The organism is Streptomyces sp. NPDC020681, assembly GCF_044334895.1.
Lineage (GTDB): Bacteria > Actinomycetota > Actinomycetes > Streptomycetales > Streptomycetaceae > Streptomyces.
On record NZ_JBIRTX010000040.1, the window covers coordinates 1 to 22,073 of the forward strand.

General features: G+C 68.8%; 19 protein-coding genes, 1 rRNA gene and 1 riboswitch. Of the genes, 14 read left to right on the plus strand and 6 right to left on the minus strand.

All coding sequences use genetic code 11. From position 1 onward, the window contains the following. The 11 genes from rrf to ACH4YL_RS39250 form a co-directional block, all read left to right on the plus strand. Positions 1-92, plus strand: a 5S ribosomal RNA gene (gene rrf / locus ACH4YL_RS39200); the annotation flags it as partial. A 149-nt stretch (positions 93-241) separates the two neighbouring features. After that, positions 242-850: a CDP-alcohol phosphatidyltransferase family protein gene (locus ACH4YL_RS39205; protein ID WP_398512314.1), complete on the plus strand. Its 609-nt coding sequence runs from the start codon at positions 242-244 to the stop codon at positions 848-850. Between the two features lie 112 nt (positions 851-962). Further along, positions 963-3,458, plus strand: coding sequence for a sugar phosphate nucleotidyltransferase (locus ACH4YL_RS39210; RefSeq protein WP_398512315.1), 2,496 nt, complete (start codon positions 963-965; stop codon positions 3,456-3,458). A gap of 98 nt (positions 3,459-3,556) precedes the next feature. Beyond that, the gene (locus tag ACH4YL_RS39215; RefSeq protein WP_398512316.1) at positions 3,557-4,486 is read left to right on the plus strand and encodes a DUF881 domain-containing protein; all 930 of its coding nucleotides are present in this window, start codon (positions 3,557-3,559) and stop codon (positions 4,484-4,486) included. Continuing rightward, positions 4,483-4,815 carry a small basic family protein gene (locus tag ACH4YL_RS39220; protein ID WP_031069011.1) on the plus strand — a complete coding sequence of 111 codons (333 nt, stop codon included), beginning with the start codon at positions 4,483-4,485 and terminating at the stop codon, positions 4,813-4,815. Before ACH4YL_RS39215 ends, ACH4YL_RS39220 begins: the two co-directional genes overlap by 4 nt. A 5-nt stretch (positions 4,816-4,820) precedes the next feature. After that, positions 4,821-5,738 carry a DUF881 domain-containing protein gene (locus ACH4YL_RS39225; protein WP_398512317.1) on the plus strand — a complete coding sequence of 306 codons (918 nt, stop codon included), beginning with the start codon at positions 4,821-4,823 and terminating at the stop codon, positions 5,736-5,738. Positions 5,739-5,886: 148 nt separating this feature from the next. Continuing rightward, on the plus strand, positions 5,887-6,768 hold the full coding sequence (locus ACH4YL_RS39230) for an FHA domain-containing protein (RefSeq protein ID WP_398512338.1): 882 nt from the start codon (positions 5,887-5,889) through the stop codon (positions 6,766-6,768). A gap of 42 nt (positions 6,769-6,810) precedes the next feature. Beyond that, the gene (locus ACH4YL_RS39235; RefSeq protein WP_398512318.1) at positions 6,811-7,554 is read left to right on the plus strand and encodes a MerR family transcriptional regulator; all 744 of its coding nucleotides are present in this window, start codon (positions 6,811-6,813) and stop codon (positions 7,552-7,554) included. A 53-nt stretch (positions 7,555-7,607) separates the two neighbouring features. Next, the gene (locus tag ACH4YL_RS39240; protein WP_005475662.1) at positions 7,608-8,081 is read left to right on the plus strand and encodes a bifunctional nuclease family protein; all 474 of its coding nucleotides are present in this window, start codon (positions 7,608-7,610) and stop codon (positions 8,079-8,081) included. 165 nt (positions 8,082-8,246) lie between these two features. Then, positions 8,247-8,846, plus strand: coding sequence for a MerR family transcriptional regulator (locus ACH4YL_RS39245; protein ID WP_398512319.1), 600 nt, complete (start codon positions 8,247-8,249; stop codon positions 8,844-8,846). Between the two features lie 82 nt (positions 8,847-8,928). Next, positions 8,929-10,449, plus strand: coding sequence for a DNA polymerase IV (locus ACH4YL_RS39250; protein ID WP_398512320.1), 1,521 nt, complete (start codon positions 8,929-8,931; stop codon positions 10,447-10,449). Here ACH4YL_RS39250 and ACH4YL_RS39255 read toward each other — a convergent pair. Then, positions 10,359-10,742 carry a PRC-barrel domain-containing protein gene (locus ACH4YL_RS39255; RefSeq protein ID WP_398512321.1) on the minus strand — a complete coding sequence of 128 codons (384 nt, stop codon included), beginning with the start codon at positions 10,740-10,742 and terminating at the stop codon, positions 10,359-10,361. The two genes, ACH4YL_RS39250 and ACH4YL_RS39255, sit on opposite strands and share 91 nt — an antisense overlap. 113 nt (positions 10,743-10,855) lie before the next feature. Further along, positions 10,856-10,956: riboswitch (glycine riboswitch) on the plus strand. A gap of 178 nt (positions 10,957-11,134) precedes the next feature. Between ACH4YL_RS39255 and gcvP the strand changes: the two genes are divergently transcribed. Then, positions 11,135-14,020: an aminomethyl-transferring glycine dehydrogenase gene (gene gcvP, locus ACH4YL_RS39260; RefSeq protein WP_398512322.1), complete on the plus strand. Its 2,886-nt coding sequence runs from the start codon at positions 11,135-11,137 to the stop codon at positions 14,018-14,020. A gap of 81 nt (positions 14,021-14,101) precedes the next feature. On the opposite strand, the gene ACH4YL_RS39265 is transcribed toward gcvP, so the two are convergent. Together ACH4YL_RS39265 and ACH4YL_RS39270 are read right to left on the minus strand one after the other, a co-directional pair. Next, complete coding sequence (locus tag ACH4YL_RS39265) at positions 14,102-14,299, minus strand: DUF5999 family protein (RefSeq protein ID WP_398512323.1); 198 nt, start codon at positions 14,297-14,299, stop codon at positions 14,102-14,104. A gap of 286 nt (positions 14,300-14,585) precedes the next feature. Further along, positions 14,586-15,173, minus strand: a complete 588-nt coding sequence (locus ACH4YL_RS39270) for a hypothetical protein (RefSeq protein ID WP_398512324.1) — start codon at positions 15,171-15,173, stop codon at positions 14,586-14,588. Between the two features lie 483 nt (positions 15,174-15,656). Between ACH4YL_RS39270 and ACH4YL_RS39275 the strand changes: the two genes are divergently transcribed. After that, positions 15,657-17,168, plus strand: coding sequence for a glutamate-cysteine ligase family protein (locus tag ACH4YL_RS39275; RefSeq protein ID WP_398512325.1), 1,512 nt, complete (start codon positions 15,657-15,659; stop codon positions 17,166-17,168). Positions 17,169-17,219: 51 nt separating this feature from the next. Here ACH4YL_RS39275 and ACH4YL_RS39280 read toward each other — a convergent pair whose 3' ends face one another. Continuing rightward, positions 17,220-19,001, minus strand: a complete 1,782-nt coding sequence (locus ACH4YL_RS39280) for a hypothetical protein (RefSeq protein ID WP_398512326.1) — start codon at positions 18,999-19,001, stop codon at positions 17,220-17,222. 227 nt (positions 19,002-19,228) lie between these two features. On the opposite strand from ACH4YL_RS39280, the gene ACH4YL_RS39285 reads away from it, so the two are divergent. After that, positions 19,229-19,981: a CPBP family intramembrane glutamic endopeptidase gene (locus ACH4YL_RS39285; RefSeq protein ID WP_398512327.1), complete on the plus strand. Its 753-nt coding sequence runs from the start codon at positions 19,229-19,231 to the stop codon at positions 19,979-19,981. A gap of 59 nt (positions 19,982-20,040) precedes the next feature. Here the strand turns inward: ACH4YL_RS39285 and ACH4YL_RS39290 are convergent, their stop codons facing one another. Beyond that, positions 20,041-20,715, minus strand: coding sequence for a response regulator (locus tag ACH4YL_RS39290; protein WP_398512328.1), 675 nt, complete (start codon positions 20,713-20,715; stop codon positions 20,041-20,043). Continuing rightward, positions 20,712-22,052 carry a sensor histidine kinase gene (locus ACH4YL_RS39295; protein WP_398512329.1) on the minus strand — a complete coding sequence of 447 codons (1,341 nt, stop codon included), beginning with the start codon at positions 22,050-22,052 and terminating at the stop codon, positions 20,712-20,714. Before ACH4YL_RS39295 ends, ACH4YL_RS39290 begins: the two co-directional genes overlap by 4 nt. Positions 22,053-22,073: the final 21 nt, after the last annotated feature.

Consider the following 22,073-nt stretch of genomic DNA (forward strand, 5'->3'; position numbering starts at 1 on the left):
CGCCCGGTTACATTCCGAACCCGGAAGCTAAGCCTTTCAGCGCCGATGGTACTGCAGGGGGGACCCTGTGGGAGAGTAGGACACCGCCGAACAATTATTGTGGGAAAGCCCCGCACCTTATGGTGCGGGGCTTTCCTGCGTTCAGGGTTCGTACCGCTCACCACCCCTGTGCATGGGGTCTCTGTGCGTGACGGTAGGGTCAGGGGGCATCATCGGCACGTTCCGCACAGGAGGCCCCCGGGTGGAGGTCCAGGAGACCCGCGTTCAGACGGACCGGGTGCTCACCATCCCCAACATGCTCAGCATGGCGCGCCTCCTTGGCGTGCCTCTCTTCCTGTGGCTGATTCTTCGTCCCGAGTTCGGCGGGCCCAAGAGCGATGGCTGGGCATTGCTGGTCCTGATGCTGAGCGGGATCAGCGACTATCTCGACGGCAAGCTGGCCCGCCGATGGAACCAGATCAGCACGCTGGGCCGCTTTCTCGACCCGGCTGCCGACCGGCTGTACATCCTCTCCACCCTGGTCGGACTCACCTGGCGCGAGATCCTGCCACTCTGGCTGACCGCGGCCCTATTGGCCCGCGAACTGATGCTGCTGGTGATGGTGGGAATCCTCCGCCGGCATGGCTATCCGCCTCCTCAGGTGAACTTCCTGGGCAAGGCGGCAACTTTCAACCTCATGTACGCCTTCCCGTTGCTCCTGCTCAGCGACGGCTCAGGGTGGCTTGCGTCACTCGCTGCTATTTTCGGATGGGCCTTCGCGGGATGGGGTACAACTCTGTATTGGTGGGCAGGGATCCTGTATGTGGTCCAGGTCCGCCGACTCGTCAAGGCGGACGCAGTGGCCGATTGACCTCGTCGATGCGGAGCCGCGCAGTGTGGCCGGCCGCGCATGACGCCAGAGGGCCTCTTTGGGCGGGTGAAGTCGGCTAGTCCGTCGTCTCTTCAAGGAGGACGCTTCCGACATGAAGGCCGTCGTGATGGCCGGTGGCGAAGGAACCCGACTTCGCCCCATGACCTCGAGCATGCCCAAGCCTCTCCTACCGGTTGCGAACCGGCCGATCATGGAGCATGTGCTGCGGCTGCTCAAGCGGCATGGGCTCAATGAGACCGTCGTAACCGTGCAGTTTCTCGCGTCACTGGTCAGGAACTATTTCGGTGATGGCGAAGAGCTCGGAATGGAGCTCACCTATGCCAATGAGGAGAAGCCACTCGGCACAGCGGGGAGTGTGAAGAACGCCGAGGAAGCGCTGAAGGACGATGCATTTGTCGTCATCTCCGGAGACGCACTCACCGATTTCGACCTCACAGACCTGATCTCCTTTCACAAGGAGAAAGGCGCATTGGTCACCGTGTGTCTGACACGGGTGCCCAATCCGCTGGAATTCGGCATCACCATCGTGGACGAACACGGCAAGGTCGAGCGCTTCCTGGAGAAGCCGACCTGGGGCCAGGTCTTCTCGGACACCGTCAACACCGGCATCTATGTCATGGAGCCCGAGGTCTTCGACTATGTCGAGGCCGACGTACCCGTGGACTGGTCCGGTGACGTCTTCCCGCAGCTCATGAAGGAAGGCAAGCCCATCTACGGCTATATCGCCGAGGGCTACTGGGAGGACGTCGGTACGCACGAGAGCTATGTGAAGGCTCAGGCCGATGTCCTCGAGGGCAAGGTCGATGTGGAGCTGGACGGGTTCGAGATCTCGCCCGGGGTCTGGGTGGCGGAGGGTGCGGAAGTGCATCCGGACGCCGTGCTGCGCGGTCCGCTGTACATCGGGGACTACGCCAAGATCGAAGCCGATGTGGAGATCCGCGAGCACACCGTCATCGGCTCCAACGTCGTGGTCAAGAGCGGCGCCTTTCTCCACAAGGCCGTCATCCACGACAACGTCTACATCGGTGAGCACTGCAACCTCCGTGGCTGCGTGATCGGCAAGAACACCGACGTCATGCGCGCCGCACGCATCGAGGACGGTGCGGTCATCGGTGACGAGTGTCTGATCGGCGAAGAGTCGATCGTTCAGGGCAATGTGCGGGTCTACCCATTCAAGACCATCGAGGCCGGCGCGTTCGTCAACACCTCGGTGATCTGGGAGTCGCGTGGGCAGGCGCACCTCTTCGGCGCCCGCGGCGTCTCCGGCATCCTCAATGTGGAGATCACGCCGGAGGTGGCCGTGCGGCTCGCCGGTGCGTACGCCACCACGCTGAAGAAGGGCGCGACGGTCACCACGGCGCGTGACCACTCCCGCGGTGCCCGTGCGCTCAAGCGGGCCGTGATCTCGGCGTTGCAGACCAGCGCCATCGACGTACGGGATCTGGAGAATGTGCCGCTGCCGGTTGCACGTCAGCAGACCGCACGCGGCAGCGCCGGCGGCATCATGATCCGTACGTCTCCGGGTGTGCCGGACTCCGTGGACATCATGTTCTTCGACGAGCGGGGTGCGGACCTGTCGCAGGCCGGGCAGCGGAAACTGGACCGGGTGTACGCGCGGCAGGAGTACCGGCGGGCGTTCCCGGGCGAGATCGGTGACCTGCGCTTCCCGTCCAGCGTCTTCGATTCGTACACCGGATCCCTGCTGCGCAATCTCGATACCACCGGGATCGCCGAGTCCGGGCTGAAGGTTGTCATCGACGCGTCCAACGGCAGCGCCGGACTGGTGCTGCCGAGCCTCCTCGGACGGCTCGGCCTGGACGCACTGACGATCAACCCCGGCCTGGACGAGTCAAGGCCGACCGAGTCGGCCGACACGCGCCGGTCCGGGATGGTGCGGCTCGGCGAGATCGTGGCCTCCGCGCGTGCGGCCTTCGGCGTGCGCTTCGACCCGGTCGGCGAGCGGCTGTCCCTGGTCGACGAGCGCGGACGCATCATCGAAGACGACCGTGCGCTGCTGGTGCTGCTCGATCTGGTCGCGGCCGAGCGGCGCAGTGGTCGGGTGGCTCTGCCGGTGACGACCACGAGGATCGCCGAGCAGGTGGCGGCGTACCACGGCACCCAGGTGGAGTGGACAACCACGTCGCCGGACGATCTGACGCGGGTGGGCCGTGAGGAGACCACGATCTTCGGCGGTGACGGGCGTGGTGGCTTCATCGTGCCGGAGTTCAGCAGTGTCTTCGACGGTTCGGCGGCGCTTGTGCGGCTTGTCGGGCTCGTGGCCCGTACGCAGCTCACGCTGAGCCAGATCGATGCCCGGATTCCGCGGGCGCATGTGCTGCGACGTGATCTGGCAACGCCGTGGGCGGTCAAGGGGCTCGTCATGCGGCGGGTCGTCGAGGCGGCCGGTGACCGGCATGTCGACACGACCGACGGGGTGCGCGTGGTCGAGACCGACGGTCGATGGGTGATGGTGCTGCCCGACCCGGCGGAGGCTGTCACTCATTTGTGGGCGGAAGGCCCGGACGACGCTTCGGCCCAGGCTCTGCTCGACGAATGGGCGGCTGTGGTGGACAGCGCAGGTCACTGAAGGTGGCACGGGTGCGCCGGAGGCGGTCAGCGGACGGCTTCCGGCGCATCAGTGGGGCCATTCGGCGGTAGTGGCCGCGACGTGCGACGATGTGCGGCATGTCGCAGCCGCCCCCCGTTCGGAGCACCGGCGCTCCATCTGCACGTCCCGATGCGTCCATGTCGCTGCTGACGAATGTGATGGAGCACAGCCTCGACGACGGATACGCGGAGGCGTCGGCCCGCAGACAGGCCGAAGGCGGCGGACTGCCGCGCACGCTGCGTGCCAAGGTCGGGCTCGCCGCCGGACTGTTGCTCACGGCCGTGGTGGTGACCGTCGGAGCGGCCGAGGCGCGGATTTCGGCACCGGAGCTGGCCAAGGAGCGCCAGGAGCTCATCGACCGCATCGACGCGGAGACCGCGGACGCCGACGCGCTGGAGCGCAGCGTCGACAAACTCCGTGACGAGGTCGGAGAACGGCAGCAGAAGGCCCTGAAGACTTCAGGTGGCGACCAGGGCCGGCTGGTCGCGCTGCTGGCCGGTGCCACCGAGGTCACGGGTCCAGGCGTGAAGCTCGTCGTCGACGATGCGAAGGACACCGAGGCGGGCGGCGGCGGACCGCGGGAGAGCAGCGGATTCAACGACACGGGCCGGGTGCGCGACCGTGACATGCAGCGGATCGTCAACGGGCTCTGGGAGTCGGGCGCCGAGGCCGTCGCCATCAATGGTCAGCGGCTGACCGCCCTGTCGGCGATCCGCGCGGCGGGCGACGCCATACTGGTCGACAACAAGCCGCTGGTGCCGCCGTACACGGTGCTTGCGGTGGGGGACGGGAAGAAGCTGAGCACCGCGTTCCAGGACAGTGCCGACGGGCAGTATCTGCACGCACTGCAGGAGAACTTCGGGATCCGTTCCAGCATCTCAACAGAGGAAACGGTGCGTCTGCCGGCGGCGCCGAGCTTGATCGTACGTACAGCAGAGCCGGACACCGCCGGCGCCGGACAGGGCAGCGGGCAGGGCACGGCTGACACAGGGAAGGGCACATCGTGATCGCCGTACTGGGCCTCGTCGTGGGAGTCGTGGTCGGACTGTTCGTCCGGCCCGAAGTGCCGGCGGTGGTCGAGCCCTATCTGCCGATCGCCGTCGTCGCGGCTCTCGACGCCGTCTTCGGCGGTCTGCGGGCCATGCTGGACGGGATCTTCGTCGACAAGGTCTTTGTCGTCTCCTTCCTGTCGAACGTGGTGGTGGCGGCGCTGATCGTCTTCCTGGGCGACAAGTTGGGCGTCGGCGCCCAGCTGTCGACGGGTGTGGTGGTCGTGCTCGGCATCCGGATCTTCTCCAACGCTGCCGCGATCCGCCGGCACGTGTTCCGGGCGTGAGGCCGATGAACAGCGAAGAGAACCCGAAGCCCGAGAACGCCGACTCGGAGCACCCGCAGACGCAGCATCCGCGGGCGGAGACCCCGCAGCCGGAAAGCCCGCAGCCGGAAAGCCCGAAGAGCGAGGACCAGAAGGCGGAGAGCCCGCGGGCCGAGGAGCCGGAGGCGGCGCCCGAGCCGGCCGGGGAGCCCGCTCCCGAGCAGCGGACCGGACGTCAGCGGCTCGCCGCGGTGCTGTGGCCGCCGCGCGCCAGCCGCGCTCAACTCATCGTCGCCGTCCTGCTGTTCGTACTCGGTCTCGGCCTTGCCATCCAGGTCCGCTCCACGAGCGACAACAGCGCGCTGCGCGGCGCACGCCAGGAGGACCTGGTGCGCATCCTCGACGAGCTCGACAACCGCACCGCCCGGCTCGAGGACGAGAAGCAGAGTCTCGAGGACCAGCGCGCCGAGCTGGAGAACAGCTCGGACCAGGCGGAAGAGGCCCGTAGGCAGACGCAGCAGAAGGAACAGCAGCTGGGCATCCTGGCCGGCACGGTCGCCGCGCAGGGTCCCGGCATCACCCTGACCATCGAGGACCCGTCCGGCTCGGTGGAGTCGGACATGCTTCTCGACACCATTCAGGAACTGCGTGCCGCGGGGGCGGAGGCGATCCAGGTCAACGACATCAGGGTGGTCGCTGACACGTATTTCACAGGTACCGGTGGTGAGATCGAGGTGGACGGCAACCGGATCACCGCTCCGTACATCTTCAAGGTCATCGGCAAGCCGCAGGACCTCGAGCCTGCGCTGAACATTCCGGGCGGTGTGGTGCAGACACTGGAGAAAGAGCAGGCCACCGCCACGGTGGTGCCCTCGCAGAAGATCGTTGTGGACGCCTTGCGACCCGCGAAGCGGCCTGACTACGCTCGGTCGTCGGCGCAGTGAGGCGGGGGCACACGTGGTCCGGTGGGCCATGGCTGGAAGTGGCGGGGGGTCGACACATCACAAGCATGTTGCGTGGTGGAAACTGTCTGGTGGGTACGGACGTTGTGAGGATGTCCGGGTCGGCAGGTGTGATCATTGAGGGTTCGTCCTGCCCCACGGGCGGGTCTATTTCGGTCAAGGGGAATCGCCCGTGAAGTTGTTTGCGAAGTTGTTCGGCAAGAGCGCACGCGAGGACGGCGGCAACGCCAGGCATCGCGCGCCGCGCCATGGCCAGGGTGAGGAGCAGGGCGGCGAGCGGCCTCTGTTCCGGGACGAGGTGGCTGGTCCGGGCGGTGACATTTCGGGCGGTCAGGGCGCGTCGTCTGTTGACCCTGCCGGTCCGGGCCGCATAGGTTTCGGGGAACCATCAACCTCAAGTACGGGTGGAGGGTTTGCCTCCGACCCGTATGCGACCAATCCCCACGCGGGACAGCCGCGGCAGGAGGATCCGTCCATGTCGGCCTTGGTTTGTACGAGGTGCGGGCACCGCAATGCCGAGGCCAGCCGGTTCTGCTCCAACTGTGGTGCGCCGCTGCGCGCCGGCGCACCGGCCGAGCGCCCTTCGGAGACGACTTCGACGATCTCCATCTCCGGGATCGAGGCGTACGACGCGGAGGTGACGGGCCAGACACAGCTTCCGTCGCTGTCTCCGGAGGCCCAGGCCGCGGTCGACGCCCTGCCGATGGGCTCGGCGCTGCTGGTGGTGCGCCGCGGACCGAACTCCGGAAGCCGCTTCCTGCTGGACGGCGAGCTGACCACGGCCGGACGCCACCCGCAGAGCGACATCTTCCTCGACGACGTGACCGTGTCGCGGCGTCATGTGGAGTTCCGCAGGAGTCCCGACGGCCGCTTCGGCGTTGCCGATGTCGGCAGCCTGAACGGCACATACGTCAACCGCGAGCGCATCGACTCGGTCATGCTGGCCAACGGTGACGAGGTCCAGATCGGCAAGTACCGACTGGTCTTCTACGCGAGCCAGCGGGGCGTGTAACCCTCCTCCAGACTCCGTCTGGGGTGACCCCCAGGAAGGTACATGCTGCGAACACCGACGGGCGGTGCCGGTCACGGCACCGCCACCGCGGGCGATCGGCTGATGAGCATCGGCACGGTGCTCAGCCAGCTGCGTGACGAGTTCCCCGAAGTCACGATTTCCAAGATCCGGTTCCTGGAGGCGGAGGGACTGGTCGAGCCACGCCGCACACCGTCCGGGTACCGCAAATTCAGCCCGGAGGACGTGGAGCGGCTGGCCCAGGTGCTGCGGATGCAGCGGGACCACTATCTTCCGCTGAAGGTCATCCGCGAGCATCTTGAGGCTCTCGCCCGCGGTGAGCAGGTGCAGCTGCCCGCCCAGGCGGCGCAGCGGGAGCCGGCGGCCGGTTCCTGGGAATCCGACGCCGAGCCCCGTACGGCCGCCCGCGTGGGCCGGGCCGAGCTCCTGGCCGCTGCCGGTGTCAGCGAGGAGGAGCTGGCCGAATGGGAGTCGTACGGCCTGGTGGCGCAGCATGAGGACGGCGGTTACGACGCCGAGTCGGTGACCGTGGCCAGGCTCGTCGCCGACCTTGGAAGATTCGGACTCGAGCCGCGGCATCTTCGGGCCGTGAAGGCCGCCGCCGAGCGGGAGGCCGGGCTGGTCGAGCAGGTGGTCGCCCCCCTTCGGCGGCACCGCAATCCGCAGACCAGGGCCCATGCGGAGGCCACCACGAAGGAGCTCGCCGCCCTGTCCGTGCGGCTGCACGCGGCACTCGTGCAGACGGCACTCGGAGTGCGGCTCCACTGATCTTGGACGTGCCCGACTACCCAAACCGGTCGGGCACGTCCTAGGGTTGCTGTGTGAACGAGCTCGACGTTGTGGGTGTCCGGGTTGAAATGCCCTCCAACCAACCGATCGTGCTCCTGCGTGAAGTGGGAGGCGATCGGTACCTCCCCATCTGGATCGGTCCCGGGGAGGCGACGGCCATTGCCTTCGCCCAGCAGGGCATGGCGCCGGCCAGACCGCTGACTCACGACCTCTTCAAGGATGTGCTGGAGGCGGTGGGCCAGGAGCTCACCGAGGTCCGCATCACTGACCTGCGTGAAGGGGTCTTCTATGCGGAACTGGTCTTTGCCAGTGGCGTCGAGGTCAGCGCGCGTCCGTCCGACGCCATAGCGCTGGCGCTGCGCACCGGTACGCCGATCTTCGGCAGTGACGGGGTGCTCGACGACGCGGGGATCGCGATCCCGGACGAGCAGGAGGACGAGGTGGAGAAGTTCCGCGAGTTCCTCGACCAGATTTCGCCGGAGGACTTCGGAACCAACAGCCAGTGACCGCCGAGGGGCGGCGTCGGCACATTCGAGTAGCCTTTCCCCGAATCGGGGCACGGGAAACCACTCTCAGGGTGATTATCACTCGGCGTGCCGAGTGTGGCGATCGTTGACGCACCCCTGGTGACTGCCTACCGTCGAGTGGGCAGGTCAAGGACGGAGGTCGGCGTGAGAAGCAGCGGCGACGGTACGGCTGGGGCGGGCGCTCCCGGACGAACTCTGGGGGAGAGCGGACCGTATCCGCTTCACGGGAGTGTGGCTGCCCCGTCCACGGAGACGATCGGTTACCGAGGCCCGACCGCATGCGCGGCGGCCGGCATCACCTATCGACAACTCGACTACTGGGCGCGTACTGGCCTGGTCGAGCCGAGCGTCCGGGCGGCGTACGGATCGGGCACCCAGCGGCTCTACAGCTTCCGCGACGTGGTCGTCCTCAAGATCGTCAAGCGTTTCCTGGACACCGGCGTGGCGTTGCAGAACATCCGCACCGCGGTGCAGCACCTACGGGCGCGCGGCTTCGCCGACCTCGAGCGCATGACGCTGATGAGCGACGGGGCGACGGTCTACGAATGCTCGTCTCCCGACGAGGTCGTGGAACTGCTGCAGGGTGGGCAGGGGATCTTCGGGATCGCCGTCGGCGTGGTCTGGCGGGATGTCGAGGCGGCGCTGTCACAGCTGCACGGCGAGCTGATCGACACCGGCGAGACGCTGGTCGGGAACAACCCGGCGGACGAACTGGCCAGGCGCAGACGCGACCGGGCCGTCTGAGCAGGCTGCCGATCCCGACAACGCTGTGGCCCCGGTTTCTGAACCGGGGCCATTGTCAGTGGCGTAGGGCAGCATCAGAGATGTGAGATCCGCGCCGACGATCCTGCATCTGGACATGGATGCCTTCTTCGCCGCCGCCGAGCAGGCGGCGAAGCCGAGTCTGCGCGGAAAGCCGGTGGTCGTCGGCGGTCTGGGACCGCGCGGGGTCGTCGCCACCGCGTCGTACGAGGCGAGACGCTTCGGTGTGCACTCGGCGATGCCGATGGCGCAGGCCAGACGGCTGGCGCCCAATGCGGCCTATCTGGTGCCGCGGTTCTCGCTGTACCACGCGGTGAGCAAGCAGGTGATGGAGCTGCTGGGCAGGCTCTCGCCGCTGGTGGAGCCGCTGAGCCTGGACGAGGCCTTTGTGGACCTGGAAGCGGGAGGTTCGGCGGACGACGCGCTCTCCGCCCGGGCGACCGGCGAGCGGCTGCGTGCCGACATCCGCGCGACCACGGGGCTCACGGGCTCGGTGGGGCTCGCGGGATCCAAGATGCTCGCGAAGATCGCCTCGGAGCAGGCGAAGCCGGATGGTCTGGTGCTGATAGAGCCCGGCACGGAGCGTGAGCTGCTGGGGCCGATGTCGGTGCGGACGCTGCCCGGGGTGGGGCCGGCCACCGGCGAGCATCTGCGGCGGGCCGGGATGACCACGATCACCGAGCTGGCGGAGGCGGGCGAGGACGAGCTCGTACGGCTGCTGGGCAAGGCGCACGGGGCCTCGCTGTATCTGATGGCGCTGGGGTACGACGACCGGCCCGTGGTGGCCGAGCGGGACACGAAGTCGGTGTCGGTGGAGGACACCTTCGATGTGGACATCCATGACCGGGTGCGGATCGGGATCGAGGTGGAGCGGCTCGCCGACCGGTGTGTGCAGCGACTGCGCGGGTCCGGGCACTCGGGGCGGACGATCGTCCTGAAGGTGCGGAGGTACGACTTCTCGACGCTGACGCGCTCGGAGACGCTGCGCGGGCCGACGGACGACCCCGGGGTGGTGCGGGAGGCGGCGGGGCGGCTGCTGGAGTCCGTGGACACCACGGGTGGGGTGCGGCTGCTGGGTGTGGGGGTGAGCGGGCTCGCGGACTACACGCAGGAGGACCTGTTCGCCCAGGCCGCAGCCGCCGCAGCAGCCGCCACCTCGGCCGATGCCGAGGAGCTTGCCGTGTCCGCGCAGGCGGAAGCTGTGGACGGCGTCGGCGGGGCCGGAGTGCACGCGGCTGTTCAGGGAGCCGAGGGCGAGGAGGCCGAGCCCGAGGCGCTGGGTGAGCGGCGCTGGCCGGCCGGGCACGACGTTCGGCACGCCGAATTCGGGCCCGGCTGGGTGCAGGGCAGCGGTCTCGGCCGGGTCACCGTGCGCTTCGAGGAGCCCCATTCGGAGCCCGGGCGCGTGCGGACCTTCCGGGTCGACGATCCGGATCTGGAGCCGTCCGATCCGCTGCCGCTCGTGCGGACTCCCGGCGAAGCACGGGAGGCGGGTCAGTCCTCCTGGCCGGCGACTCGGCCGAAGGAGCGGTCTCCTGAGGAAGGTGCGGGCCTCTCCGGGGGCACGGAGAGGTCGAGGCCGTAGTGGTGGTAGAGCTGGAGCTCCTGCTCGGGGGAGAGGTGGCGGCCGACGCCGAAGTCCGGAGCGTCCTTGATCAGCGAGCGCTCGTAGGGGACATGCAAGGTGCCGTCGACGAATGTGCTGGGCTCGAGCGGGACGAAGGCGTCCCTGCTGAACAGGCCGGTGCGTACGGCGGCCCATTCGGGTACGCCTGTGGCGTCGTCCAGATACACCTCGTCCACAGTTCCGATCTTTGCGCCGTTGCGGTCGAATGCCTTGCGGCCGATCAGACTGCGGGGATCGATATCGGTCTGCACGGTCCCTCCTAAGGCTCGCAACTGCTCGTAAATACTACAAAAGTGCACATCGGGGGCGTCGGCCACTTGAGCGATCGGCGAGGGGGTGCGCTGGTACGCTGGCTAGCGGCTGCTGACCCCGTGCGGGAGAGTCCACCGGCGAGAATGTGCCGGCGGCGCCGAAGGAGCAAATCCTCCCCGGAATCTCTCAGGCACCCTGTACCGCACGGACGAGGTCACTCTGGAAAGCAGGGCGGGCGTCGACGGCATCCGCTCTCACCGACGGTGAAAGCCGGAGCGTCGATCGCGGACGGTCCGGTGAAGCTCTCAGGTTGAGATGACAGAGGGGGAGGCCGTCCGGGCACCCCCCCGTGGTGCCCCTCGCAGGTCGCGTCGACCAGGAGGCCTCCTTCATGACCGCCAACCGCATTCCGCTCTCTCAGCTGGAGCGAGGCACCCCCTTCGAGCAGCGCCACATCGGGCCCGACGCCGAGGCCCAGGCCAAGATGCTGGCCCATGTGGGATATGGCTCGCTCGACGAGCTGACTGCCGCCGCCGTCCCCGATGTCATCAAGAGCACGGAGGCGCTGGATCTCCCGGACGCGCGCACCGAGGCCGATGTCCTCGCCGAGCTCCGCACCCTCGCCGACCGGAACCAGGTCCTCGCGCCGATGATCGGCCTGGGCTACTACGGCACCTTCACGCCGCCGGTCATCCTCCGCAATGTCATGGAGAACCCCGCCTGGTACACCGCGTACACGCCGTACCAGCCGGAGATCTCCCAGGGCCGGCTCGAGGCCCTGCTGAACTTCCAGACGATGGTCGCCGAGCTGGCCGGTCTGCCGACCTCCGGCGCATCGCTGCTCGACGAGGCCACCGCGGCCGCCGAGGCCATGTCGCTCGCCCGCCGCGTCGGCAAGGTCAAGGACGGTGTCTTCCTGGTCGACGCCGACACCCTGCCGCAGACCCTCGCGGTGATCCAGACCCGCGCCGAACCGACCGGCGTCGAGGTCGTCACCGCCGACCTCAGCAACGGAATCCCGGCCGAGATCGCCGAGCGCGGCGTCTTCGGCGTGCTGCTGCAGTACCCCGGCGCCTCCGGTGCCGTGCGCGACCTCAAGCCGGTGATCGAGAAGGCGCACGAGCTCGGCGCGATCGTCACCGTCGCCGCCGACCTGCTGGCGCTGACGCTGCTCACCTCGCCGGGCGAGCTGGGTGCCGACATCGCGGTCGGCACCACGCAGCGGTTCGGTGTCCCGATGGGCTTCGGCGGCCCGCACGCCGGTTACATGGCCGTACGCGAGAAGTTCGCTCGCAGCCTGCCCGGACGGCTGGTCGGCGTCTCGGTGGACGCGGACGGAAACAGGGCGTACCGGCTCGCGCTGCAGACCCGTGAGCAGCACATCCGCCGGGAGAAGGCCACCAGCAACATCTGTACGGCGCAGGTCCTGCTTGCCGTGATGGCCGGTATGTACGCCGTCTACCACGGTCCGGACGGACTGCGGTCGATCGCGCAGCGCACCCACCGCTATGCGACGCTGCTCGCGGCGGGTCTGCGGGCCGGCGGCGTGGAGTTGGTGCACGGTGCGTACTTCGACACCCTGACCGCCCGTGTGCCGGGCAGGGCGGCCGATGTCGTTGCCGCCGCCCGTGAGGACGGCGTCAACCTCCACCTCGTCGACGCCGACAACCTCTCCATCGCCTGCGACGAGACCACCACCCGGACCCAGCTGTCCGCCGTGTGGGCCGCCTTCGGCGTGGACGGTGACATCGAGGCGCTGGACGCCGAAGCCGCGGACACGCTGCCGGGCACGCTGCTGCGGAGCGACGACTACCTCACGCACCCGGTCTTCCACCAGCACCGCTCCGAGACGGCGATGCTGCGCTACCTGCGCAGGCTCGCCGACCGTGACTACGCGCTGGACCGCGGCATGATCCCGCTCGGCTCCTGCACCATGAAACTGAACGCGACCACCGAGATGGAGCCGGTCACCTGGCCCGAGTTCGGCCAGATCCACCCCTTCGCCCCGGTCGAGCAGGCCGCCGGCTATCTCACCCTCATCCGCGAGCTGGAGGAACGTCTCTCCGAGGTCACCGGCTACGACAAGGTGTCCATCCAGCCGAACGCCGGTTCGCAGGGCGAGCTCGCCGGTCTCCTTGCCGTACGCGCGTACCACCGTGCCAACGGCGACGCCCAGCGCACCGTCTGCCTCATCCCGTCCTCCGCGCACGGCACCAACGCGGCGAGCGCCGTGATGGCCGGCATGAAGGTCGTCGTGGTCAAGACCGCCGACGACGGCGAGATCGACGTCGAGGACCTGCGCGCCAAGATCGAGCAGTACCGCGACGAACTGTCGGTGCTGATGATCACCTACCCGTCCACGCACGGTGTGTTCGAGGAGCATGTCGCCGACATCTGCGCGCAGGTCCACGAGGCCGGCGGCCAGGTGTACGTCGACGGCGCCAACCTCAACGCGCTGGTCGGCCTCGCCAAGCCGGGCAAGTTCGGCGGCGACGTCTCGCATCTGAACCTGCACAAGACCTTCTGCATCCCGCACGGCGGCGGCGGCCCCGGTGTCGGTCCGGTCGGCGTGCGGGCGCACCTCGCCCCGTACCTGCCGAACCACCCGCTCCAGCCGACCGCGGGCCCGGAGACCGGCGTGGGACCGATCTCGGCCGCTCCGTGGGGCTCGGCGGGCATCCTGCCGATCTCCTGGGCGTATGTGCGGCTCATGGGCGGCGAGGGCCTCAAGCGTGCGACGCAGGTCGCGGTGCTCGCCGCGAACTACATCGCCAAGCGCCTGGAGCCGCACTACCCGGTGCTCTACACGGGCCCGGCCGGTCTGGTCGCGCACGAGTGCATCGTCGACCTGCGGCCGCTGGCGAAGGCGACCGGCGTCAGCGTCGACGACATTGCCAAGCGCCTGATCGACTACGGCTTCCACGCGCCGACGATGTCGTTCCCGGTGGCCGGCACGCTGATGATCGAGCCCACCGAGAGCGAGGATCTGAACGAGATCGACCGCTTCTGCGAGGCGATGATCGCGATTCGCGCGGAGATCGAGCGGGTCGCCTCCGGCGAATGGCCCGCCGAGGACAACCCGCTGTGCAACGCTCCGCACACGGCGGCCGCGCTCGGCGGTGACTGGGCGCATGCGTACAGCCGTGACGAGGCGGTCTTCCCGGCCGGTGTGAGCGCCTCCGACAAGTACTGGCCGCCGGTGCGCCGTATCGACGGTGCGTTCGGCGACCGCAATCTCGTCTGCTCGTGCCCGCCGCTGGACGAGTACGAGAACTGAGGCTGAGACACCTCAGGACAGACATACGTCAGGGCCGGTTCGGAGTTCTCCGAGCCGGCCCTTGGCTTCTCCCGACGGCGCCTAGGCCGCCGTCACCACCCTCGGCGGCCGGTGCGGGGCGATGATCTGCCCGTCCGGAAGCAGTTCGCCGGTGTCCTCAAAGAGGAGGACGCCGTTGCACAGCAGGCTCCAGCCCTGCTCCGGGTGGTGCGCCACGAGGCGCGCCGCTTCCCGGTCGGGTGAGTCGGATGTCGGGCAGGCTGGCTGGTGCTGGCACATGGGTGGGTTCTTTCGCTGCGTTGTAGTGAGTGTCCTGCGGCTTGATGAGCTGTTCATGGCCGCCCCCGTATCTGTCGGTCCGGTCCCAGTGTTGCCCTACGGGCGTCAATCCGCAGGGATTTCGCAGCAGCTCTTCTTACTGGTTAAGGACGTATCACCCGGGCGGACGGTTCAGCTCAACTCCATTGTCCTTTCGGGTGGTTCAAGGGGGTCGGTATGGGCTAGTCCACCCGGGACGCAAGCGCGCCCCGCGACCGGTCGGTCACGGGGCGCGAGCAGGGCTTTTTCAGGCCGGTGAGCCGAGAAGCGGCGCCGGTGTGAGCCGCAGGGTCATCACCGGCAGCAGGTCGGCCACCCGGTGCGGACGGTGGGCCGTGATGCCGGGAGGCGCGGGCGCGAGCGGCACCAGGACATCGGTCGGTTTCGGGGTTCCGGTGGAGGCGTCGGCCTCTGTGTCGCCGTGCAGCCACAGCGTGAGCATGTAGAGCTCGGGAATGGACAGCAGCCGTGGCTGGTACGGGGTCCGCATGGACTCGGCCTGTCGCAGTGCGAGCTCGGTCGAACTGAGGTAGGGGCCTTCGAAGAAGTGGGAAAAGGTCCAGCCGTCGGCCGTCAGCAGCGTCTCCGCCGCGGCCACACACCGGTCGCCGTTTCGGAGCAGGAAGCGCCAGCCCGCGAGGCGGGTGTAGGGGCCACTGCCGCTCGGCACGATCTGGTCGAGTACATGGACGGGGAGCGGCGATTCGGGGCTCACAGGTCCCTGGACGGACCTGAGGGCCGGGGTGCGGTCCTCGCTGACGGCGGTCGGGGAACCGAGTGCCGTGAGGACGCTTCGCAGGGCAGGCGCGGGAGCCGGGGGGACATGCAGCGGCATGATGGGTCGCCTCTCACTTCGGAGACACGTTGATGCTTGGGCAGGTGCGGACGGCACTGTCAGCGTGCGGGGCCAGAGGGGGACCGGGAAGGCCACCGGGGCCAAACTCTCTGCCTCGTTCGCGGAGTTTATACGACACGTGTTCTCGCAATGTTTCTGCTAGCGCTCGCGCGTATTACCCGCAAGACGACATCAGGTCTTTCTCCCGAGGAGTTTCCGATGGATTTCTGCCGGGCGCAACGTCATGGCCTGGGATTTTGCCTACGCTGCGGTAGGCCGAAACCTGTCGGTATTTTTCACCAGGCACCGGGCAGGGGTAACTGCGTACTGCAACATGCCGAGGGTATGTGCCACTCGATCGCATCGCCACAGTACCGGTCGCAGACCGTACGCGCTGCGTTATAGATCAGTCGGTCTGGGCATTATCGTCCGTGACGCGAGCGCAGGATGCTGCGTGGTGCCCACTCGAGGAGGGACGCTTCGATGGGGGAGAAGGTCGAGGCAGGCGGACTTGCGCTGTCCGATCGCCAAAGGTATCGGAGAAAGTTGCAGCAGTGTCTCGCGGGACTGGCGAGGCTGCTGGCCGAGAAGCGGTTCGACCGGCCCAAGAATCTCATGGGCCTCGAGATCGAGCTCAATCTCGCCGGTGCCGACGGACTGCCGCGGATGATGAATGCTGAAGTGCTCGAGCGCATCGCGAGCCATGATTTCCAGACCGAGCTCGGAATGTTCAACCTGGAAGTAAATATTGTTCCGCACCGGCTCGGCGGACGGGTTCTCGATCAGCTTGCCGAGGAGTTGCGCACCGGGCTCGGATATGCCCATCGAAAAGCGGGCGAGGTCGGCGCCGGGATCGTGATGATCGGAATTCTGCCGACGCTCGAGCAGGACCACCTGGTCACCTCCAATCTCTCGGACGTCGACCGGTACACGCTGCTCAACGACCAGATCGTCGCGGCACGGGGCGAGGACTTCGAGCTCGACATCACCGGCGTGGAGCGGCTGACCTGCACCTCGACCTCCATAGCCCCGGAAGCGGCCTGCACATCCGTGCAGTTGCACCTCCAGGTGACGCCCGCGCGGTTCGCGGACGTGTGGAACGCGGCGCAGGCGGTGGCGGCCGTACAGGTCGCCGTGGGCGCCAACTCGCCGTTCCTGTTCGGCCGGGAGCTGTGGCGCGAATCGCGGCCGCCGCTGTTCCAGCAGGCCACCGACACCCGGCCGCCCGAGCTCCAGGCGCAGGGCGTGCGGCCGCGCACCTGGTTCGGCGAGCGGTGGGTGGACTCGGCGTACGACCTCTTCGAGGAGAATCTGCGCTACTTCCCCGCCCTGCTGCCGATCTGCGACGACGAGGACCCGCTGCGGGTGCTGGAGGACGGCGGCATACCGAGCCTGCAGGAGCTCGTGCTCCACAACGGCACCGTCTACCGCTGGAACCGCCCGGTGTACGGGGTCGCCGACGGCGTGCCGCATCTCCGCGTGGAGAACCGCGTACTGCCGGCCGGGCCCACGGTCACCGACGTCATCGCCAATACCGCCTTCTACTACGGGCTGGTGCGTGCGCTCGCCGAGGAGTCGCGGCCGGTGTGGAGCCGGCTGCCGTTCTCGGCCGCGGCCGAGAACTTCGACGCCGCGTGCCGCCACGGCATCGACGCCGAACTCAAGTGGCCGCGCCCCGGCCGGATCGGCGGCATCACACACGTGCCCGTCGTCAAGCTCGTACGCGACGAACTGCTGCCGCTGGCCGCGGCCGGTCTGGACGCCTGGAACATCGAGCCCGCCGACCGCGACCTGTATCTCGGCGTCATCGAGGAGCGATGCAAGCGCCGGATCAACGGGGCCTCCTGGCAGGCGGACACCTACCACCGGGCGCGGGAAGCGGGACTGGAGCGGGAAGCGGCGCTGGCGGCAACCACCCGCCGCTACTGCGAGCTGATGCACCAGGGCGAGCCCGTGCACACCTGGCCGGTCGGTTTCCCGGGAGCGCACTCCTGAGCGGCCCGCTGAACGACGAGTTGAACGGCCCAAGCGCACAGCAGCTCAGGGTCAGGGCCCGGCCGTCTGCCCCGACTGGCCTGCCGCCATGATCGCCTTGAGGATCACGGCCTGGATGTCCGCCGGGTCGCTGACCTCGTAGCCCCCGCCGCCCGTCACCTTGGCGATCGCGTCGACCTCCTTCCGGTCGGCGTCCGGGCCGACGGCTATCGCGATCAACGGCACCGGCCGCTTCGCGGTGGCGGCCTTCTTGAGCTGCGCGATCAGCGCGCTGCGGGAGATGCCGAACCGGTCCTGGTTCGAGCCGTCGGTCAGCACGACCACCGCGTTGAACTTGTCCGCCACGTAACCTGCCTGCGCCTCCTTGTAGGCCGCGAGCATCGTGTCGTACAGACCGGTCGCGCCGTCCGGCACCGGCTCCAGCGCCTTGAAGGCCTTGGTGAGCCTCGCCCGCTGGGTGTCGTCGCCCTTCGCCGGAGCGCCGAGCCTGGCGGTCGGCACGAGCTTGCGGTAGTCGCGCGGGCCGTCGAGCCCCGTCGAGAACTCCCACAGCCCGATCTCGTCCTCCGCCGTGAACTGGCCGAGGGCCCTGAGCAGTGAGGCCTTCGTGACGTCGAGCCGGCTCTCGGAGCCGCGGCCCGGCACCAGCGTCCGCATCGAGGCGGACACGTCGACGACCGTGGTCAGCCGGGCGCTCTGCACAGTGATGGTCCACAGACCGAGGGTCTGGTCGAGGACGTCCTGCGAAGGCGATTCGGCCGTCGCCGAGAAAGGCTGTGGTTTGCGGCCGCCGGCGGCGCGGACGAGGCTCTCGTCGAACCGTCCGTCCGCCGGGCGGAAGCCGTGCGCCGCCAGCGTCCGGCGCGACGGCGGCTCGTCCAGCACCCCCAGGAAACGAGTCGCCGCCCGGCTCTCGTCGGTGCTCAGCCTGCCCTCGTCGACCACGTGGTACGGGTAGTCAAGCTGCGGTGCGCCGTCCTTCGGGTAGAAGAGCTCGAGATCGCCCACGCCGCCGCCGGCGGACCGGTGGCGGAAGGCGGCCTGCTCGGAGAGGAACACGGCCTGGTTGCCGGCCGCCGCGTCGGCAGCCTGACCGGAGCCGTTCTGCGCCAGCGTCCGTACGACCTGCGTGTCGTCGTCGGACACCCGCTGCGAGAGCAGTTTGGCGGTGGCCGCGACCTTGGTCTCGGCCTCCGGGCCTTCCTTGCCCGCGGACTGGGCGACGCCGGCGAGCGCCAGCAGCCCGGTCGCGCTCCGTACGGGATCCGCGCTGCCGAGCCGTACCTTGTCCGAGGTGCTGGTGACTGCCGCCAGCTGAGCCCAGGTGTAGGTCTTCGTCGGCCAGCCCAGCGCGGCACCCGCGGAGTGGACGGTGGCCAGCACGACGGGGGAGAGCGCGACAGTTCCCGCCTCCCTGAGCGGAACTCCGCCGCCGAACGCCGTGGCGCGCTCGGCCCAGACACGGGAGTCCGGCAGCCAGATGTCGAACGCCGGCTTCTTGCCGTCCGTGGCCAGTTCCCCGGCGACCTCGTGGTTCTCGCGCGCCGTGACACGGATGGCCATGCACTGCCCGTCGGAGGTGATGCGGTCCTTGCGGGCGCGCTCGGCGACCTCGCGGACGGCCGGGGCGATGTCGGGGGAGGCGACGAGATCCAGGCGGACGGCGGAGTCCTCGCACGACTCGTTGAAGGACAGCAGACCGCTCTGCGCGGCGATCCCCGTCCCGGCCGCCACGGCGAGCACTACCAGCGTGGCCATGGCGATGGTGCGACGGCGCGGGCGGGACCTGGCTGACTCCCTGGCGTCGGCGTGGGGCAAGCTGTGACGTCCCATGCGGTGGTGCCCCTCATTGAACGGTGAACAAGGAATAACGGTGACCAAGGAAATGGGGACCGCGCGTCAGCCGATGACGCCCGTCCCCCGGCCTGTCGCGCGCGATCTTCGTACCTGCATTCGAGACAGTAGCGGGGCGAGGATGGGGATGAGGCGGGAATACTCAACTGGAGGCACGGGTGCAGGCGGAGGCGGGACGCGTGGCTGATTCTCTCCCTCAAGGGGGCATGTCACGAAAGATCTTGCGATCCGAGACGCTATTGGTACTCGCGCTCTCGCTCGGCGCGAGCGGAGTATCGGCGCTGATCAGCTTTGTCGGATCGGCCACGAAGCCGGGCGGCCTGAAGGACCAGGCGGCGAAGCTCAACACCTCGTACGCGCCCGGCCGGCCGTGGCTCGATCTCGCCTGGCAGCTCTTCGACATCACGACCGGACTGGTGCCGGTTCTGCTGGTCGCGCATCTGCTGATGCGGGAGGGCGCGGGGCTGCGGTCCATCGGCTTCGACCGGAGCAGGCCCTGGTTCGATCTGGGACGGGGGACGCTTGTCGCGGCGGGCATCGGGAGTGCGGGCCTGGCGTTCTATCTGCTGGCGCGGGCCTCCGGGGCCAATCTCACGGTGGTGCCCGAGTCGCTGCCCGAGGTGTGGTGGAAATTCCCCGTACTGATCCTGTCGGCGCTGCAGAACGCCGTACTGGAAGAAGTGATCGTCGTCGGGTATCTGCTGCGCAGACTCGGGCAGTTGGGCTGGACGCCGATGGCGGCGCTGGTGGCGAGCTCGGTGCTGCGCGGCTCGTACCACCTCTACCAGGGCATCGGCGGCTTCGTCGGCAACATGGCGATGGGCGTGGTCTTCGTGCTGCTCTACCGCCGGTGGGGACGGGTCGGTCCGCTGGTGGTGGCGCATGCGCTGCTCGACATCGTGGCCTTCGTCGGATACGCGCTGCTGGCGGGGAAGGTGGGATGGCTGCCGACGGCGTGAGGGCGTGAGGGCGTGAGGGCGTGAGGGCGTGACGGTGCGACGGCGTGGTCGCGCGGGTCTTATCGGGCCGTGGCCACCAGGCCCGACTCGTAGGCGATGATCACGAGCTGGACCCGGTCGCGGGCGTCCAGTTTGGAGAGCAGCCGTGTCACATACGTCTTGGCGGTCGCGACGCTGATGCACAGCTCGGCGGCGATCTCGGAGTTGGACAGGCCGCTCCCGACGAGGGTCAGCACCTCGCGTTCCCGGTCGGTGATGCCGGCGACCTCCCGGCGCGGTGGGGAGGAGGCGGGACGGTCCGCGAACTCCTTGATCAGACGGCGGGTGACGCCCGGTGCGATCAGACCGTCTCCGGCGGCGACGACGCGGATCGCCGCGAGGATGTCGTCCAGGGCCATGTCCTTGACGAGGAATCCCGACGCGCCGGCGCGCAGCGCACCGTAGACGTAGTCGTCGTCATCGAACGTGGTCAGGACGATGACATGGGCGTTCCCGGAGCCGGAGGTGATCAGCCGGGTGGCCTCGATGCCGTCCATGCCGGGCATGCGAATGTCCATCACCACGACGTCGGGATGGACGCTCCCGGCCAATCCGACCGCTTCGGCGCCGGTTCCGGCCTCGGCGACGACTTCGAGGTCGGGGGCGTCGGTGATGACCATCCGCAGGGCGGCGCGGACGAGGGGCTGGTCGTCGACGAGTACGACGCGGACGGTCGTGGGGACCGGGGCGGTCATCGGACTCCTGTCGGTGCGGTCGGTGCGGTCGGTGCGGTCGGTGCTGTGGATGCGGCTGGTGCGGCTGGTGCGGTGGGTCCCGTCGCTTCCGTGGGTTCCGTCGGCTCCGTCGATCTTGTCGGTTCCGTGGGTCCCGTCTGTACGTTCGGCACAGGCAGGCGCGCCGTGACCCGGAAGCCGCCTTCGGGACGCGGCTGCGCCGAGAACTCCCCGTGCAGCAGGCCGACCCGCTCGCGCATCCCGACGAGCCCGTAACCGGTGTCCGTGGCGCCGCCCCGGCCCCGCCCGGCGTCGACGACCTCGATGGACAACTCCTCCGTCCGGTAGTCGACGGACACCTCACAGGCGTCGGTGTGTGCGTGCCGCACCACGTTGGTGACCGCCTCCTGAATGATCCGGTAGGCCGAGACGTCGATCTCCGGCGGCAGCGGCCGCGGCTCGCCCCGCCACCGCACGTCGACCCGGACTCCGGCGGCCGTCGTCGTCGCGGCCAGCCGGTCGACGTCCGCGAGGCCGAGCCCCGGATCGAGCGGCGCAGCCTGTGGCAGTTGTCCCGGCTCGGCCCGGCGGAGCGCGCCGAGCATCCGGCGCAGCCCCGACAAGGTTTCCCGGCTCGCGTTCTCGACCTCGCCCAGCGCGTCCCGTGCCTGCTCCGGCTGGGTGTCGATGACCCGCCTCGCCGCACCGGCCTGGAGGGCGATGATGCCGATGCTGTGCGCGACCATGTCGTGCAACTCGCGGGCGATCCGGAGCCGTTCGGCCGTGACCGCCTGCGCGGCTGCCTGGGCGCGGGACTTCTCGGCGTACGCATGTGCTTCATGCGTCGACTTGCCGAAGAGCCAGGCGAGTACCGCGGTCAGGGCCACGGTGAGCTCCGCCGAGGTTCCCACGTTCCACCCGGCCAGCAGCCGCGTGGCGATGAAGGCGGCCAGCACGGCGAGCGCCATCAGCAGGCCGACGATCCCGGTCCGGCGCGGCCGGGTCGCCGCGATGAAGTACAGCGCGACATCGACGGCGAGGAACTGCGCCAGCGGAATCTCGCCCACGCTCAGCGCTGTTGTCCCGACGACGGCGGCGAAAAGCAGCAGGACCAGTGCCGACAGGGGCCAGCGGTGCAGCCGGCGGCACGCGACGAGTGCCAGTGCGGTGGCCACCGCCAGGAACGCCAGACCGTCCCACCGGTAGATCAGCACCCCGGCGACCACGGAGGGCTCCTCCTCGCCGGGCAGCCTGACGCGTATGAGGAAGGTGAACGCTGCTCCCCCGCACCAGGCCACGGCCACCCAGACGCCCGGCGGCACACGCTTGAGCAGGGGAAGGGGCGGCATGGCGTGCATGCGCCGATCGTAGTGAGGCGA